We start from the raw sequence: 14,207 nt of genomic DNA, 5'->3' as shown, positions 1-14,207 counted from the left end.
AGGAGAAATCTCATGGGAAAACTATCCTCTATCCTTTTAGGAACTGTATCAGGTGCAGCTTTGGCCTTGTTCTTAACCAGTGACAAGGGCAAGCAAGTTTGCAGTCAAGCTCAGGATTTTCTAGATGATTTGAGAGAAGATCCAGAATATGCTAGAGAGCAGGTTTGTGAGAAACTAACTGAAGTGAAGGAACAGGCAAGGGACTTTGTGCTGAAAACAAAGGAACAAGTAGAATCTGGTGAAATCACTTTTGACAGTGTCCTTGACCAAGCCAAAACCTGTGCACGACAAGCAACAGAAGCTTCAAAAGAAACCTTTAACAATTTCAAGGAGCAATGGCAAGAACAGTCAACAACTCCAGACGTTGCTGAAGACCAAGAAGAAATCATCATCGATATTACTGAAGTATAAGGTATCACCATCTCTGGTTCTGGAGATGGTGATTTTTATCTGGAAAGCAGTCTTTGTGGTATAATAAATACTATGCAGAAAAAACCAACGTCAGCCTATGTGCATATCCCCTTTTGCACACAGATTTGTTATTATTGTGACTTTTCAAAAGTTTTTATTAAAAATCAGCCAGTAGATAGTTATCTGGAGCATCTGCTAGAAGAGTTTCGTTCTTATGATATCCAAAAGTTGCGAACTCTCTACATTGGAGGAGGGACGCCAACGGCTTTGTCTGCTCCGCAATTAGAAGTGCTCTTGGATGGCCTGACTAAAAACCTGGACTTGTCTGTCTTGGAAGAGTTGACCATTGAGGCCAACCCAGGCGATTTGGACGCGGATAAGATTGCGGTTTTGAAACAGTCGCCAGTCAATCGTGTTTCCTTAGGTGTGCAGACTTTTGATGACAAAATGCTGAAAAAGATTGGGCGCAGTCATTTGGAGAAGGATATTTATGAAAATATCGACCGTCTTAAATTGGCTGGTTTTGACAATATCTCCATCGACTTGATTTATGCTCTACCCGGTCAAACTATGGCTCAGGTCAAGGACAATGTAGCTAAGGCCATCTCGCTTGATATTCCTCATATGAGCCTTTATAGCTTGATTTTGGAGAATCATACGGTCTTTATGAACCGCATGCGACGTGGGAAATTGCCTCTGCCCAAGGAGGAATTAGAAGCGGAGATGTTTGAGTATATCATCGCAGAACTGGAGCGAGCTGGTTTTGAGCATTATGAGATTTCCAATTTCTCTAAGCCTGGCTTTGAAAGTCGCCACAATCTCATGTACTGGGATAATGCCGAGTATTATGGTATCGGTGCGGGTGCTTCAGGTTATGTGGACGGAGTTCGCTATAAAAACCACGGACCTATCCGCCACTATCTCAATGCGGTAGAGGCAGGAAATGCTCGGATTACAGAAGAACACCTGAGTCAAAGGGAGCAGATGGAAGAAGAAATGTTCCTAGGCCTCCGCAAAAAATCCGGGGTTTCTATGGCGCGATTTGAGGAAAAATTCGGACGTTCCTTTGAAGGACTTTATGGCGAAATCATCAGAGACTTGGTTCAACAAGGACTCATGCAGATCAACGGTGATCGTGTCCGAATGACAAAGAGGGGTCTCTTCCTGGGAGACACTGTAGCAGAACGATTTATTTTGGAGTAGAACAATGGGCTTAACTTATCAAATGAAAATGAAAATTCCTTTTGATATGGCGGACATGAACGGTCATATCAAACTTCCAGATGTGATTTTGCTGTCCTTGCAAGTATCAGGTATGCAGTCGATTGAACTGGGAGTTAGCGACAAGGACGTGTTGGAGCGCTACAATCTAGTCTGGATTATCACGGATTATGAAATTGACATGGTTCGCTTGCCTCGCTTTGCTGAGGAGATTACGATTGAAACAGAAGCATTGACTTACAATCGTCTTTTTTGCTACCGCCGTTTCACCATCTATGATGAAGCAGGCCAAGAAATCATTCGCATGTTGGCAACCTTTGTTCTCATGGACAGAGATAGTCGTAAAGTCCATGCTGTCGAACCGGAGATTGTTGCTCCTTATCAGTCTGAGTTTGATAAAAAACTCATCCGTGGGCCAAAGTATGCAAATCTAGAAAACCCGATCAGTAAAGACTACCATGTTCGTTTTTACGACTTGGATATGAATGGTCATGTCAATAATAGCAAATACCTGGATTGGATTTTTGAGGTCATGGGAGCAGATTTTCTAACCAAGTATATTCCAAAGAAAATCAATCTCAAATATGTCAAAGAAGTGCGACCAGGTGGTATGATTGCTTCAGCATATGAACTCAATGGACTAGAAAGCAAGCATGAGATCATCAGTGATGGCGAGATCAATGCCCAAGCTATGATTACATGGCAAGAAATTAAAGGCAATTAGAAAGGACGATATGGCTTATAAAGGTTATTTAATTGATTTAGACGGAACCATTTACAAGGGAAAAGACCGGATTCCCGCGGGTGAGGCTTTTGTGCATGAACTGCAAAAGCGAGAAATTCCCTATCTCTTTGTGACTAATAATACAACTCGTACTCCTGAGAGTGTTCAAGAGATGTTGGCTCAGAATTTTAACATTAATACCCCTCTATCAACTGTCTACACGGCAACTCTGGCAACCATAGACTATATGAACGACTTGGGACTGGAAAAGACAGTCTATGTCATCGGCGAAGCTGGGCTCAAGGATGCCATTCAGGCAGCTGGTTATGTCGAAGACAAGGAAAATCCAGCCTATGTGGTAGTTGGACTGGACTGGCAAGTCGACTATGAAAAATTTGCTACGGCGACCCTAGCAATCCAAAAGGGTGCTCATTTTATCGGAACTAATCCAGACCTCAATATTCCGACGGAACGTGGCCTTTTGCCAGGTGCTGGTTCACTGATAACCCTTCTTGAAGTAGCAACTCGGGTAAAACCAGTTTATATCGGAAAACCGAATGCTATCATTATGGACAAGGCGGTTGAGCACCTAGGTTTGAAAAGAGAAGAGTTGCTCATGGTTGGGGACAACTACCTGACAGATATCCGAGCAGGGATTGACAATGGCATTCCAACGCTCTTGGTGACGACAGGTTTTACTAAGGCAGAAGAAGTGGCGGACCTGCCAATTGCACCAACTCATGTAGTTTCTAGCCTTGCGGAGTGGAATTTTGATGAAAACTAAACTGACCTTTTGGGGAAGTATGCTTTTTTTCCTCTCACTGTCTATCCTCTTAACCATTTATCTGGCTTGGATTTTCTATCCCATGGAGATTCAGTGGCTGAACTTAGCGAATCGAGTCTATCTAAAGTCCGAAACCATTCAGTACAATTTTCATATCTTGATGAATTACCTGACCAATCCCTTTAGTCAGGTCTTAGAGATGCCGGATTTTCGTTCATCAGCGGCTGGTATACACCACTTTGCGGTGGTGAAGAATCTCTTCCACTTGGTTCAGCTAGTCACTTTGGTGACACTTCCAAGTTTCTATTTCTTTGTTAGAAAGATAGTGAAAAAAGGCTTTTTGCCCCTATATCGTAAAAGTATCCTGATTCTAGTGCTATTACCTCTATTCATTGGGCTTGTAGAAGTGTTGATTGGTTTTGAGCAATTCTTTACTCTTTTCCATCAGATTCTCTTTGTGGGAGACGATACCTGGCTTTTTGATCCCGTAAAGGATCCCGTTATTTTGATTTTACCAGAGACCTTCTTCCTCCATGCTTTCCTTCTCTTCTTTGGACTCTATGAAAGTTTCTTTGGTTTTCTTTATTTGAAAAGTCGTAGAATACTTTAATGTGTTGCATTGATAAAACAGAGATGAAGTTAAAAATTCTTACGAGGAGTGAATTAACTTCATCGGAATTGAGTAAATCGTTCGCATACAGTCTATTTTTCTTGAAAAAATAGGCTTTTTTTCTAAAAATCCCTAGTCAAGCGCTTTATTTTTTTGTATAATAGAAGCAACAAAGTATAGATAAGAAGAGAAAAGCATGATTACACTATTTTTATCACCGAGCTGTACATCATGTCGTAAGGCAAAGGCCTGGTTAGAGACGCATAAAGTTCCTTTTGAGGAGCACAATATTATGACCAGTCCTTTAACAAGAAAAGAATTACAACACATTCTTTCCTTGACCGAAAATGGTACTGATGACATCATTTCAACTCGTTCAAAAATTTTTCAAAAATTGGATATTGATGTAGAGAGTATTTCAGTATCGGAGTTGCTTCAGTTGATTGAGCAATATCCTAGTCTTTTGCGTCGCCCAATTATTATAGACACCAAACGCATGCAGATCGGTTTTAATGAAGATGAGATTCGTGCTTTTCTCCCTCGTAGTTACCGTAAACAAGAATTGAAAGAAGCAACATTGAGAGCTGGTATTGGATAGATGAACAAACAGTATAGTTACCCACTAGATTTGTCGTGGAGCACTGAAGAACTTGCTTCAGTGCTTTCTTTTTTTAATGATGTTGAAGCTGCCTATGAAGATAAGGTAGAAGCAAAAAAACTGCTAGATTCTTATAAGGAATTTAAGTCTATCGTTCCGAGCAAAAGTGAAGAAAAGCGCCTAGGTCGCGAATTTGAAACGGCTAGCGGTTATTCCTTCTATCGTGCAGTTCAATTAGCAAAAGAAAAAAGAGAAGGGAAGATTTCTCTTGGAAACTAAATTTGAATTTGCTAAACAGATTGTGCAGGAAGCTGCTGAGTACATTTTGGCTCACATGCAAGAAGATTTGCAGGTTGAGCGAAAGTCTTCCCCTACAGACTTGGTGACGCGTTTGGATAAGGAAGTTCAGGATCTCTTAGTTCAGAGAATTTTGGCATCTTATCCAGAGGATTTGATTTGCGCGGAAGAGGGCTGTTTACGTGCTGCGGTCGGTCAAGGTTCCGTTTGGGTGATTGATCCCATTGACGGTACCAATAACTTTGTCGCTCAGCAGGAAGATTTTGCTGTGATGTTGGCTTATTTTGAGAATGGTGTGGGCAAATTTGGTGTCATCTATGATGTCATGAAAGGGGATTGTTACCATGGTGGTGGTGCCTTTCCTCCATGTCGTAATAATGATCCCTTACCAACTTTTAAAAAGAAACCTCTTCAAGAATTTTTAGTGGCTGGTAACTCAGGTATGTTTGAAAGCAATGAGTGGGGCTTGGCTGATTTGGGCCGAGCAGCTTTGGGAGTCCGTGTCTACGGCAGTGCGGCCATTAGTTTTGCCAAGGTTTTATCAGGTCGTCTGCTGACTTATATCACCTATTTGCAACCTTGGGATTACGCTGCGGCTAGTATTTTAGGGGAAAGTCTGGGTTATCGCCTTCTTACGGTATCGGGTGAGCCCGCTGATTTTCAAACGCGTCAGCCGGTCATGATGGTGCCAATCGAGATGCAAGAAGAGATTCAGTCCTACATTTATGAAAGGAAAGAAAATTAAATGCAATTTCCAGAAGGATTTGTTGAAAAATATGAAGCGATACTAGAAGATGAGGCAAGAGATTTTCTTGCCTCTTTTAAACAGGAAGCGGTATCGGCTTTTCGGGTTAATCCCTTAAAAGAAAGTCAGTTGTCGTTTGCTGATGCCATTCCCCATACACCTTGGGGACACTATGGCAAGGTCTCAGGGAAGTCACCAGAGCACGTGACCGGTTTCGTTTATTCGCAAGAGCCTGCAGCCCAAATGGTCGCACAGGTAGCTCAGCCCCTTCCTGGTATGAAGGTCTTGGACTTGGCGGCAGCGCCAGGTGGGAAATCCACTCAATTGGCAGCCTATCTGGCTAATCAGGGAGTCCTTGTTTCCAACGAAATTTCAAACAAGCGGGCTAAGATTTTAGTGGAAAATATGGAGCGATTTGGAGCGACGAATGTTGTCGTGACCAATGAATCTGCTGACCGCTTGGTCAAGGTTTTTAAAGGTTATTTTGATGTGATTGTCCTAGATGCCCCTTGCTCGGGTGAAGGGATGTTCCGTAAACAACCAGATGCCATGGACTATTGGAACCTCGACTATCCGAGCCAATGTGCCAGTCTCCAAAGAGAGATTTTAGAAGATGCAGTCACCATGATTGCAGAAGGTGGCCGTCTGGTTTATTCGACCTGTACCTGGGCGCCAGAGGAAAACGAAGAGATCGTTCACTGGTTACTAGATACTTATGATTTTGAACTGCTTCCAGTCGAGCATGTGAACGGTATGGTAGCAGGAATTGATCTTCCTGAAACGGCTCGAATGTACCCTCATCATTTCAAGGGAGAAGGCCAGTTTGTAGCCCACCTACAGTTTAAGGGAGAAAATCCAGCACCTAAATTCAAAGCCAGCAAGATCAATCTCAGTAGTGAACAGCAGAACTTGTGGCAAGAATTTGCCCAAAAACATCTCAAAACGTCCTTAACTGGTATCTTGCAAACTTTTGGAGACCAACTCTATCTCTTGCCAGAGAGGCTACCTGATCTAGGGAAACTCAAAATTGCCCGAAATGGACTTCATCTGGGTACTTTTAAGAAGAAACGCTTCGAACCAAGCTTTGCTCTGGGATTAGCCTTAAAACCAAGTCAAGTTTTGCAAACAGTCGAAATCAAGGATGAGAATTTTGTAAAATATGTGGCTGGGGAGACAGTTCAGCTAGCTGAAAGTCTACCAAATGGCTGGTATCAAGTTGTGGTTCAAGGAAACGGTCTGGGCTTTGCAAAAGTAACGGGAAATGTTTTGAAAAATTATTATCCAAAAGGGCTCAGATTCAAGTGAAAAAGCTAGTCAAAGAATCTATTCTATGTTATATTGGAAGTATGAGTTTTTTCTGATAGTCTTTCATTTTTACTTATATGATGTGATGAACTGACTGGTCCTCAATGGGGCTTCCAGTCTATAAATCGTAAACCAAATCTTATCATCACTGATTGATATGATAGGAACAGAAAGAAATCAGAGCATTCATCATTATGTTCAAGGAGAAAAATAGTGAAAAAAAGAAAAAAGCTCGTCCTATCTCTTGCTGCTCTTTTGCTGGCAGGTTCTCTAGCAGGATGTGCAAGCTGGATTGATCGTGGAGAAACCATGACAGCCGTCGGTTCAACTGCTCTTCAGCCTTTGGTTGAAGCCGCAGCAGACGAATTTGGTTCAAAAAATATCGGAAAAACAGTCAACGTTCAAGGTGGAGGTTCGGGAACAGGACTTTCTCAGGTGCAGTCTGGAGCAGTAGACATCGGGAACTCTGACGTCTTTGCAGAGGAAAAAGATGGAATTGATGCTTCAGCTCTAGTAGACCACAAGGTTGCAGTGGCTGGTCTGGCAGTGATTGTGAACAAAGAAGTGGCTGTTGAAAATCTCACAACCGAGCAACTTCGCAAAATCTTTACTGGTGAAGTGACCAACTGGAAAGAAGTTGGGGGCAAAGACCTGGCAATTTCAATCATCAACCGAGCGGCAAGTTCTGGTTCACGAGCAACCTTTGACAATGTTGTTATGAATGGCCAAGCGGCAATGCAGAGCCAAGAGCAGGATTCCAATGGAATGGTCAAGTCAATTGTTTCGCAAACTCCAGGAGCCATTTCTTACCTGGCTTTTGCCTATGTAGATGACTCCGTGAAAAGCATGAAACTGAATGGGTATGAGCCTACGTCTGAAAATGTAACGACCAACAACTGGCCTTTGTGGTCTTATGAGCACATGTACACTCTAGGTCAGCCTAATGAGTTAGCTGCTGAATTCCTGAACTTCGTCCTCTCAGATGAAGCCCAAACTGGAATTGTTAAGGGCATGGGCTATATCTCTATCAATGAAATGAAAGTCCAAAAGGATGCTTCAGGTACTGTTACAGCAGTAGAAGGAGGTCAATAATGAATCAAGAAGAATTATCAAAAAAATTACTCTCTCCTTCAAAGAACTCCCGCCTTGAGAAGTTCGGTAAAGGTTTGACCTTCACTTGCCTTTCTTTGATTGTTATCATTGTGGCCATGATTTTGATTTTTGTAGCCCAGAAAGGCTTGTCAACTTTCTTTGTCAATGGAGTGAATATCTTTGATTTCCTCTTTGGACAAACTTGGAATCCTTCAGGGAAACAATTTGGTGCCCTTCCGATGATTTTGGGTTCCTTTATTGTGACGATTTTATCAGCCCTCATCGCAACACCCTTTGCCATTGGAGCAGCAGTCTTTATGACAGAAGTATCACCAAAGGGCGCAAAGATTTTGCAACCAGCCATTGAACTTCTCGTCGGTATTCCTTCAGTCGTTTATGGATTTATCGGTTTGCAAGTTGTGGTGCCTTTTGTTCGTAGCGTCTTTGGTGGAACTGGTTTTGGGATCTTGTCAGGGATTTTCGTTCTCTTTGTCATGATCCTACCAACTGTAACTTTTATGACAACAGACAGCTTGCGTGCTGTTCCTCGTCATTACCGTGAAGCTAGTTTAGCTATGGGAGCCACTCGCTGGCAAACCATCTGGCGTGTGACCTTGAAAGCAGCACGTTCAGGTATTTTCACTGCAGTGGTCTTTGGGATGGCGCGTGCCTTCGGTGAAGCCCTTGCTATTCAGATGGTTGTCGGAAACTCAGCAGTTATCCCAACTTCGTTAACAACACCAGCTGCGACCTTGACATCTGTATTGACTATGGGTATCGGAAATACCGTCATGGGAACGGTTGATAATAACGTTCTCTGGTCCTTGGCCTTGGTCTTGCTCTTGATGAGTTTGGCCTTTAACAGTGTGATTAAATTGATTACGAAAGAAAGAGGAAAGAAAAACTATGCACGCTAAGAAATTAGATAAACTTGCAACAGCTGTCCTCTATACCATCGCGGGTATCATCGTGACCATTTTGGCATCTTTGATTCTCTATATCTTGGTGAGAGGGTTACCGCACATCTCTTGGTCTTTCTTGACTGGAAAATCCTCCTCTTATCAAGCAGGTGGGGGTATCGGGATTCAGCTCTATAATTCCTTCTTCCTTTTGGTCATTACCTTGATCATTTCTGTTCCCCTATCTATGGGAGCTGGCGTTTTCCTTGCTGAGTATGCCAAAAAAGGACCTGTGACCAATTTTATTCGTACCTGTATTGAGATTTTGTCTTCTCTACCATCAGTCGTAGTGGGTCTCTTTGGTTACTTGATCTTTGTAGTCCAGTTTGAGTATGGATTTTCAATCATTTCAGGTGCCTTGGCCTTGACGGTCTTTAACCTCCCTCAGATGACTCGAAATGTTGAGGACAGTTTGAAACATGTTCACCATACGCAACGCGAGGCTGGCTTAGCTCTTGGAATTTCTCGTTGGGAGACTGTGGTTCATGTCGTCATTCCAGAAGCCCTTCCAGGTATCGTAACGGGTGTTGTCTTGGCCTCTGGCCGTATCTTTGGTGAGGCCGCCGCTCTTATCTATACGGCAGGACAGTCCGCTCCAGCCCTTGACTGGTCTAACTGGAATATCCTTAGTGTTACCAGCCCTATCTCAATCTTCCGTCAAGCAGAAACCTTGGCTGTCCACATTTGGAAGGTCAACAGTGAAGGAACCATTCCTGATGCTACCATTGTATCTGCTGGTTCTGCCGCCGTGCTCCTCATTTTTATCTTGATTTTTAACTTTGGAGCTCGCAAACTCGGAAGCTATCTACACAAGAAATTAACCGCTGCCTAAAGGAGAAGCCATGTCAAAATATAACTGGGATGAAAAGCATATCATCACCTTCCCTGAAGAAAAAGTGGCCCTCTCAACCAAGGATTTACATGTTTACTATGGTAAAAATGAATCCATCAAGGGCATCGATATGCAATTTGAAAAAAATAAAATAACGGCCTTGATTGGTCCATCAGGATCTGGGAAATCTACCTATCTCCGTAGTCTCAATCGGATGAATGATACCATTGACATTGCCAAGGTCACAGGTCAAATTCTTTACCAAGGAATTGACGTTAACCGTCCAGAAATCAATGTCTATGAGATGCGCAAGCATATTGGAATGGTCTTCCAACGTCCAAATCCATTTGCCAAGTCTATTTACCGCAACATCACTTTTGCTCATGAACGTGCAGGTGTTAAGGATAAGAAAGTACTTGATGAAATTGTAGAAACCTCTCTAAGACAGGCTGCCCTTTGGGATCAGGTCAAAGACGACCTCCACAAATCAGCCTTGATGCTTTCTGGTGGACAGCAACAACGTCTCTGTATCGCTCGCGCCATCTCTGTCAAGCCAGACATCCTCTTGATGGATGAGCCTGCTTCAGCCTTGGATCCGATTGCGACAGCCCAGCTGGAAGAGACTATGTTGGAATTGAAGAAAGACTTTACCATCATCATCGTTACCCACAGTATGCAACAGGCTGCGCGTGCAAGTGACTACACAGGATTTTTCTACTTGGGCGATTTGATCGAGTATGATAAGACATCCAATATTTTCCAAAATGCGAAACTACAGTCTACCAATGACTACGTAACGGGACACTTTGGTTAGAAAGGAAGCAGTATGACAGAACCGATTTTGCAGGTTAAAGACCTGTCCGTTTATTACAATAAAAAGAAGGCCTTGAATAGTGTTTCCCTTTCTTTCCAACCTAAGGAAATAACAGCCTTGATTGGTCCTTCTGGATCAGGAAAGTCCACCCTGCTCAAAGCCATCAACCGCATGGGCGATCTAAATCCTGAGGTGACAACAACTGGAACAGTGATTTATAATGGCCACAATATCTACAGTCCACGTACCGATACGGTTGAATTGCGTAAGGAAATCGGCATGGTTTTCCAACAGCCCAATCCCTTCCCTATGTCTATTTACGAAAATGTTGTTTACGGACTACGTATCAATGGGGTCAAGGATAAACAGGTCCTTGATGAAGCAGTAGAAAAGGCCTTGCAACGTGCTTCTATCTGGGATGAAGTCAAGGATCGTTTGCATGATTCGGCCATTGGTCTCTCAGGGGGTCAACAGCAACGTGTCTGTGTTGCCCGTGTTTTGGCAACCAGCCCTAAAATCATCCTCTTGGACGAACCAACTTCAGCTTTGGATCCTATCTCGGCTGGTAAGATTGAAGAAACCTTGTATGGCCTAAAAGACAAATACACCATGCTCTTGGTAACGCGTTCCATGCAGCAGGCTTCTCGTATCTCTGATAAAACTGGCTTTTTCCTAGATGGAGATTTAATCGAGTTTAACGATACAAAGAAGATGTTCCTTTCCCCTCAAAACAAGGAAACAGAAGATTATATTACAGGAAAATTTGGATAAGGAGTTGAAAGATGTTACGATCACAATTTGAAGAAGATTTGGAGAAATTGCACAACCAGTTCTACGCCATGGGACAAGAAGTGCTCTCACAAATCAATCGTACAGTGCGTGCCTTTGTTACGCATGACCGTGATTTGGCAAAAGAAGTCATCGAAGACGATGCGGAAGTAAATGAGTATGAAGTGAAGTTGGAAAAGAAATCATTTGAAATGATTGCCCTCCAACAACCTGTTTCGCAAGACCTTCGTACCGTCTTGACCGTTCTCAAGGCAGTGTCAGATGTGGAACGCATGGGAGATCATGCAGTGTCTATCGCTGAGGCGACCATTCGTATGAAAGGGGAGCAACGTATCCCTTCTGTTGAAGAAGAAATCAAAAAGATGGGACGCGACGTGAAAAACTTCGTTGAAGCAGCCCTAGATCTCTATCTCAACGGTTCTGTGGATCAAGCCTACGAAGTAGCAGCTATGGACGAAAAAATCAACCATTACTTTGATAGCATTCGTGATTTGGCTACAGAAGAAATTAGGAAAAATCCTGAAGCTATTGTTACAGGCCGTGATTACTTCCAGGTCATTTCTTTCTTGGAACGTATCGGAGACTACGCAAAAAATATCTGTGAATGGGTTGTTTACTTTGAAACAGGTAAGATTGTCGAACTCTAAGAAACGGATTAAATATGCAATAAAAAAGGCTAATCAACTCAGATTAGTCTTTATTTTTGAATAAAAAGGAATTTTTTGAAATGAAAATTCTGAAAATGTTGACAAGTATTTTCAAATGAGTTATAATTATTCAGAAATAACAGAAAGGTCGTTTATTTATGAAGTTTAAGAAATGGATGTTAGTGGTGTGTAGTATGCTTGCCAGCATGATTTTAGTAGCTTGTCAATCAAGTACGGATAGTTCTCAGTCTGCTGTGGAGGCTATCAAACAAAAAGGCAAGCTAGTCGTTGCGACCAGCCCAGACTATGCACCATTTGAATTCCAAGCCTTAGTAGATGGTAAAAACCAAGTGGTTGGTGCAGATATTGATATGGCTCAAGCGATTGCGGATGAACTTGGAGTTAAACTTGAAATCTCTAGCATGAGTTTTGACAATGTCTTGACCAGTCTTCAAACTGGAAAGGCTGACTTAGCTATTGCTGGTATTAGTGCTACAGATGAGAGAAAGGAAGTCTTTGACTTTTCAATCCCTTACTATGAAAACAAAATGAGCTTCTTGGTTAGAAAAGCCGATTTAGACAAATACAAGGATCTTACAAGCCTCGCAAGTGCCAATATCGCAGCTCAAAAGGGAACTGTACCAGAAACCATGGTCAAGGAACAATTGCCAAATGCCCAGTTGACATCTTTGATCAATATGGGGGAAGCAGTCAATGAGTTGCAGGCTGGAAAAGTGGATGCTGTTCATATGGATGAACCAGTTGCTCTTAGCTACGCAGGTAAAAACTCAGACCTTGTCGTTGCATCTGTTAACTTGACAATGAAAGATGGCGAAGCCAATGCCGTTGCTATCAAGAAGGATCAATCAGACTTGAAAGCAGTAGTAGATAAGGTTATCCAAAAACTGAAAGATGACGGAACCTATCAAACTTATCTTGAAAAGGCAGCGAAACTAACAGAAGTTGAACAATAAAAAGAAAGCAGAGTTGGACTTTAATCCAATTCTGCTTTTATGTATTCTAATAGCTCTTCTAGATTTTCGAGAGAGACTTTGGCAAACTGATAAGGGCAGGCGTCCAAATAAGCCTTCTCAAAAAAGTCTAGTTTGAGTGAGCCGTGTTTCAAACTGGCAATCTTAGGATAGTTTCTCAAATCAAGCAGAAGGCCATCATGTAGAGGATAGTGGGGCAAGAGACAGGTGTTTTTTTCAAGTACTTCCTTAATCTGAGCCTGATAGTTCTCTTGAAGGATCAGTCGAGCCAGTCGATTTTTTTCAAATAACTGACTATCGATGTAAAGAGAGAGAGCCTTTTGCATGATGAGATTGCTATCATAGTCCAGGATATTTTTGTAGGAAACAAAGGCCTCTTTTAGGGCATTTGGGAGAATGAGAGCGGTAATACGAAGGGCTGGAAAAAGACTGGTTGAGAAGGACTTGATATAAATGACGCGATCCTCTGTATCCAGATAGTGGAAGGTCTGTCCTTTTTTAGGATCTAGGTCCCCTAAATAATCATCCTCGACGATGTATACACCATACTGGTTTGCTAGATCCAGAATAGCCCTTTTTTCCTGATCAGAGTAGGAATGGCCAAGAGGATAGTGGAAGCGAGGAATGGTATAGAAAAACTTGATTTTTCCAGATTTGAACTGTTCTTCTAGTTCGTCAAGGTCAATCCCGTCGATTCGGCGTTCAATGGTCTGGTAGGCTAGCCCCTGAGCGACCAAGAGGCGGTTCATTCGGTGATAAGTCGGCTGTTCAACTAAAATCTCCTCTCCCTCGCTCGGAAAGTTAATCTGAGAAAGGATAAAGAGAGCTTGCTGGGTGCCAGAAGTTAGAACCAGTTGATCGGGCTTGCAGTAGAGGGCTTGGTTGAAAAGAAGTTGATGGACAGATTTTCTCAGTTCCTCAAGGCCTTCTTGGTTGTCATAGTAGTTGAAGAGGTAGTTTTCTCGGCCTATCAGGGTTTCGTTGACGCAGAGTCGGAAGTCGTCATAAGCACTGGCATGTTCGTCAGTGACTTCGATTTCCAAGTCTTGGTGCTGTCCCTGTTCCAGAACATAATAGCCACTCTGGGGTTTGGCATAGAGGTATTGTTCATGGCGTAATTCCAGTAGGGCTCGTTGGATAGTGTCCTTGCTACAGCTGAAGTCTTGGCTCAATTGACGGATGGAGGGAAGCCGGCTACCTGTTGAAAATTTTCCTGATTCGATACCTTTTTTGAGAAAGGAAACGACTGCTTGGTATTTACTTTCTTTCTTCATTCCAGACCTCCCTTGATTTTGTTACATTGTACCTTTTTTTTGCCTCCTTTGCAATGGGAAAAGTATTTCTCCCTTTCACAACTAGGAGCAAATGTGGTATACTTAGAAAGTAT

The 14,207-nt window shown here is 42.6% G+C and carries 17 protein-coding genes; 16 read left to right on the top strand and 1 reads right to left on the bottom strand.

The features are described 5' to 3' along the window. Nucleotides 1-12 precede the first annotated feature (12 nt). The 16 genes from D8801_RS06895 (at nucleotide 13) to D8801_RS06820 (ending at nucleotide 12,802) form a co-directional block, all read left to right on the top strand. Nucleotides 13-411, top strand: a complete 399-nt coding sequence (locus D8801_RS06895; protein WP_125848788.1) for a YtxH domain-containing protein — start codon at nucleotides 13-15, stop codon at nucleotides 409-411. 72 nt (nucleotides 412-483) lie between these two features. Beyond that, nucleotides 484-1,614 (top strand): radical SAM family heme chaperone HemW, encoded by a 1,131-nt coding sequence (hemW, locus tag D8801_RS06890; protein WP_125848786.1) that lies wholly within the window; start codon nucleotides 484-486, stop codon nucleotides 1,612-1,614. Nucleotides 1,615-1,618: 4 nt separating this feature from the next. Continuing rightward, the gene (locus D8801_RS06885; protein WP_125848784.1) at nucleotides 1,619-2,356 is read left to right on the top strand and encodes an acyl-[acyl-carrier-protein] thioesterase; all 738 of its coding nucleotides are present in this window, start codon (nucleotides 1,619-1,621) and stop codon (nucleotides 2,354-2,356) included. Nucleotides 2,357-2,366: 10 nt separating this feature from the next. Further along, complete coding sequence (locus D8801_RS06880; RefSeq protein ID WP_044020524.1) at nucleotides 2,367-3,140, top strand: TIGR01457 family HAD-type hydrolase; 774 nt, start codon at nucleotides 2,367-2,369, stop codon at nucleotides 3,138-3,140. Beyond that, nucleotides 3,130-3,750, top strand: coding sequence for a TIGR01906 family membrane protein (locus D8801_RS06875; RefSeq protein WP_125848782.1), 621 nt, complete (start codon nucleotides 3,130-3,132; stop codon nucleotides 3,748-3,750). Before D8801_RS06880 ends, D8801_RS06875 begins: the two co-directional genes overlap by 11 nt. Before the next feature lie 196 nt (nucleotides 3,751-3,946). Then, a complete protein-coding gene (locus D8801_RS06870) occupies nucleotides 3,947-4,348 on the top strand; it encodes a Spx/MgsR family RNA polymerase-binding regulatory protein (protein ID WP_004246303.1) in 402 nt (133 codons plus the stop codon). Further along, a complete protein-coding gene (locus D8801_RS06865; RefSeq protein ID WP_125848780.1) occupies nucleotides 4,349-4,627 on the top strand; it encodes a UPF0223 family protein in 279 nt (92 codons plus the stop codon). Continuing rightward, nucleotides 4,617-5,390 (top strand): inositol monophosphatase family protein, encoded by a 774-nt coding sequence (locus D8801_RS06860; protein WP_125848778.1) that lies wholly within the window; start codon nucleotides 4,617-4,619, stop codon nucleotides 5,388-5,390. The genes D8801_RS06865 and D8801_RS06860 overlap by 11 nt, the downstream gene beginning before the upstream one ends. Then, complete coding sequence (locus D8801_RS06855) at nucleotides 5,391-6,695, top strand: RsmF rRNA methyltransferase first C-terminal domain-containing protein (RefSeq protein ID WP_125848776.1); 1,305 nt, start codon at nucleotides 5,391-5,393, stop codon at nucleotides 6,693-6,695. Nucleotides 6,696-6,908: 213 nt separating this feature from the next. Next, entirely contained in the window at nucleotides 6,909-7,787 is an 879-nt protein-coding gene (locus D8801_RS06850; protein WP_125848774.1) for a phosphate ABC transporter substrate-binding protein PstS, read from the top strand. Next, complete coding sequence (gene pstC / locus D8801_RS06845; protein WP_001070951.1) at nucleotides 7,787-8,704, top strand: phosphate ABC transporter permease subunit PstC; 918 nt, start codon at nucleotides 7,787-7,789, stop codon at nucleotides 8,702-8,704. The genes D8801_RS06850 and pstC overlap by 1 nt, the downstream gene beginning before the upstream one ends. Then, nucleotides 8,694-9,578: a phosphate ABC transporter permease PstA gene (gene pstA, locus D8801_RS06840; RefSeq protein WP_000543055.1), complete on the top strand. Its 885-nt coding sequence runs from the start codon at nucleotides 8,694-8,696 to the stop codon at nucleotides 9,576-9,578. The genes pstC and pstA overlap by 11 nt, the downstream gene beginning before the upstream one ends. A gap of 10 nt (nucleotides 9,579-9,588) precedes the next feature. Further along, a complete protein-coding gene (pstB, locus tag D8801_RS06835) occupies nucleotides 9,589-10,392 on the top strand; it encodes a phosphate ABC transporter ATP-binding protein PstB (protein WP_000049847.1) in 804 nt (267 codons plus the stop codon). Nucleotides 10,393-10,404: 12 nt separating this feature from the next. Continuing rightward, nucleotides 10,405-11,163: a phosphate ABC transporter ATP-binding protein PstB gene (pstB, locus tag D8801_RS06830; protein ID WP_000138670.1), complete on the top strand. Its 759-nt coding sequence runs from the start codon at nucleotides 10,405-10,407 to the stop codon at nucleotides 11,161-11,163. Between the two features lie 11 nt (nucleotides 11,164-11,174). After that, on the top strand, nucleotides 11,175-11,828 hold the full coding sequence (gene phoU, locus D8801_RS06825) for a phosphate signaling complex protein PhoU (protein ID WP_000946469.1): 654 nt from the start codon (nucleotides 11,175-11,177) through the stop codon (nucleotides 11,826-11,828). Between the two features lie 158 nt (nucleotides 11,829-11,986). Further along, entirely contained in the window at nucleotides 11,987-12,802 is an 816-nt protein-coding gene (locus D8801_RS06820; RefSeq protein WP_125848772.1) for an ABC transporter substrate-binding protein, read from the top strand. Between the two features lie 20 nt (nucleotides 12,803-12,822). On the opposite strand, the gene D8801_RS06815 is transcribed toward D8801_RS06820, so the two are convergent. Further along, nucleotides 12,823-14,094: an aminotransferase-like domain-containing protein gene (locus D8801_RS06815; protein ID WP_125848770.1), complete on the bottom strand. Its 1,272-nt coding sequence runs from the start codon at nucleotides 14,092-14,094 to the stop codon at nucleotides 12,823-12,825. Nucleotides 14,095-14,207: the final 113 nt, after the last annotated feature.

This window comes from Streptococcus oralis (assembly GCF_003943415.1).
GTDB classification, from domain to species: Bacteria; Bacillota; Bacilli; order Lactobacillales; family Streptococcaceae; genus Streptococcus; species Streptococcus oralis_BJ.
This window is presented reverse-complemented; position numbering and strand designations above follow the sequence as displayed.

Excerpts from the sequence above, each read along its gene's own strand:
- D8801_RS06895 (WP_125848788.1), top strand. The coding sequence starts at position 13 with ATGGGAAAACTATCCTCTATCCTTTTAGGAACTGTATCAGGTGCAGCT.
- hemW (WP_125848786.1), top strand. The coding sequence starts at position 484 with ATGCAGAAAAAACCAACGTCAGCCTATGTGCATATCCCCTTTTGCACA.
- D8801_RS06885 (WP_125848784.1), top strand. The coding sequence starts at position 1,619 with ATGGGCTTAACTTATCAAATGAAAATGAAAATTCCTTTTGATATGGCG.
- D8801_RS06880 (WP_044020524.1), top strand. The coding sequence starts at position 2,367 with ATGGCTTATAAAGGTTATTTAATTGATTTAGACGGAACCATTTACAAG.
- D8801_RS06875 (WP_125848782.1), top strand. The coding sequence starts at position 3,130 with ATGAAAACTAAACTGACCTTTTGGGGAAGTATGCTTTTTTTCCTCTCA.
- D8801_RS06870 (WP_004246303.1), top strand. The coding sequence starts at position 3,947 with ATGATTACACTATTTTTATCACCGAGCTGTACATCATGTCGTAAGGCA.
- D8801_RS06865 (WP_125848780.1), top strand. The coding sequence starts at position 4,349 with ATGAACAAACAGTATAGTTACCCACTAGATTTGTCGTGGAGCACTGAA.
- D8801_RS06855 (WP_125848776.1), top strand. The coding sequence starts at position 5,391 with ATGCAATTTCCAGAAGGATTTGTTGAAAAATATGAAGCGATACTAGAA.
- pstC (WP_001070951.1), top strand. The coding sequence starts at position 7,787 with ATGAATCAAGAAGAATTATCAAAAAAATTACTCTCTCCTTCAAAGAAC.
- pstA (WP_000543055.1), top strand. The coding sequence starts at position 8,694 with ATGCACGCTAAGAAATTAGATAAACTTGCAACAGCTGTCCTCTATACC.
- pstB (WP_000049847.1), top strand. The coding sequence starts at position 9,589 with ATGTCAAAATATAACTGGGATGAAAAGCATATCATCACCTTCCCTGAA.
- pstB (WP_000138670.1), top strand. The coding sequence starts at position 10,405 with ATGACAGAACCGATTTTGCAGGTTAAAGACCTGTCCGTTTATTACAAT.
- phoU (WP_000946469.1), top strand. The coding sequence starts at position 11,175 with ATGTTACGATCACAATTTGAAGAAGATTTGGAGAAATTGCACAACCAG.
- D8801_RS06820 (WP_125848772.1), top strand. The coding sequence starts at position 11,987 with ATGAAGTTTAAGAAATGGATGTTAGTGGTGTGTAGTATGCTTGCCAGC.
- D8801_RS06815 (WP_125848770.1), bottom strand. The coding sequence starts at position 14,094 with ATGAAGAAAGAAAGTAAATACCAAGCAGTCGTTTCCTTTCTCAAAAAA.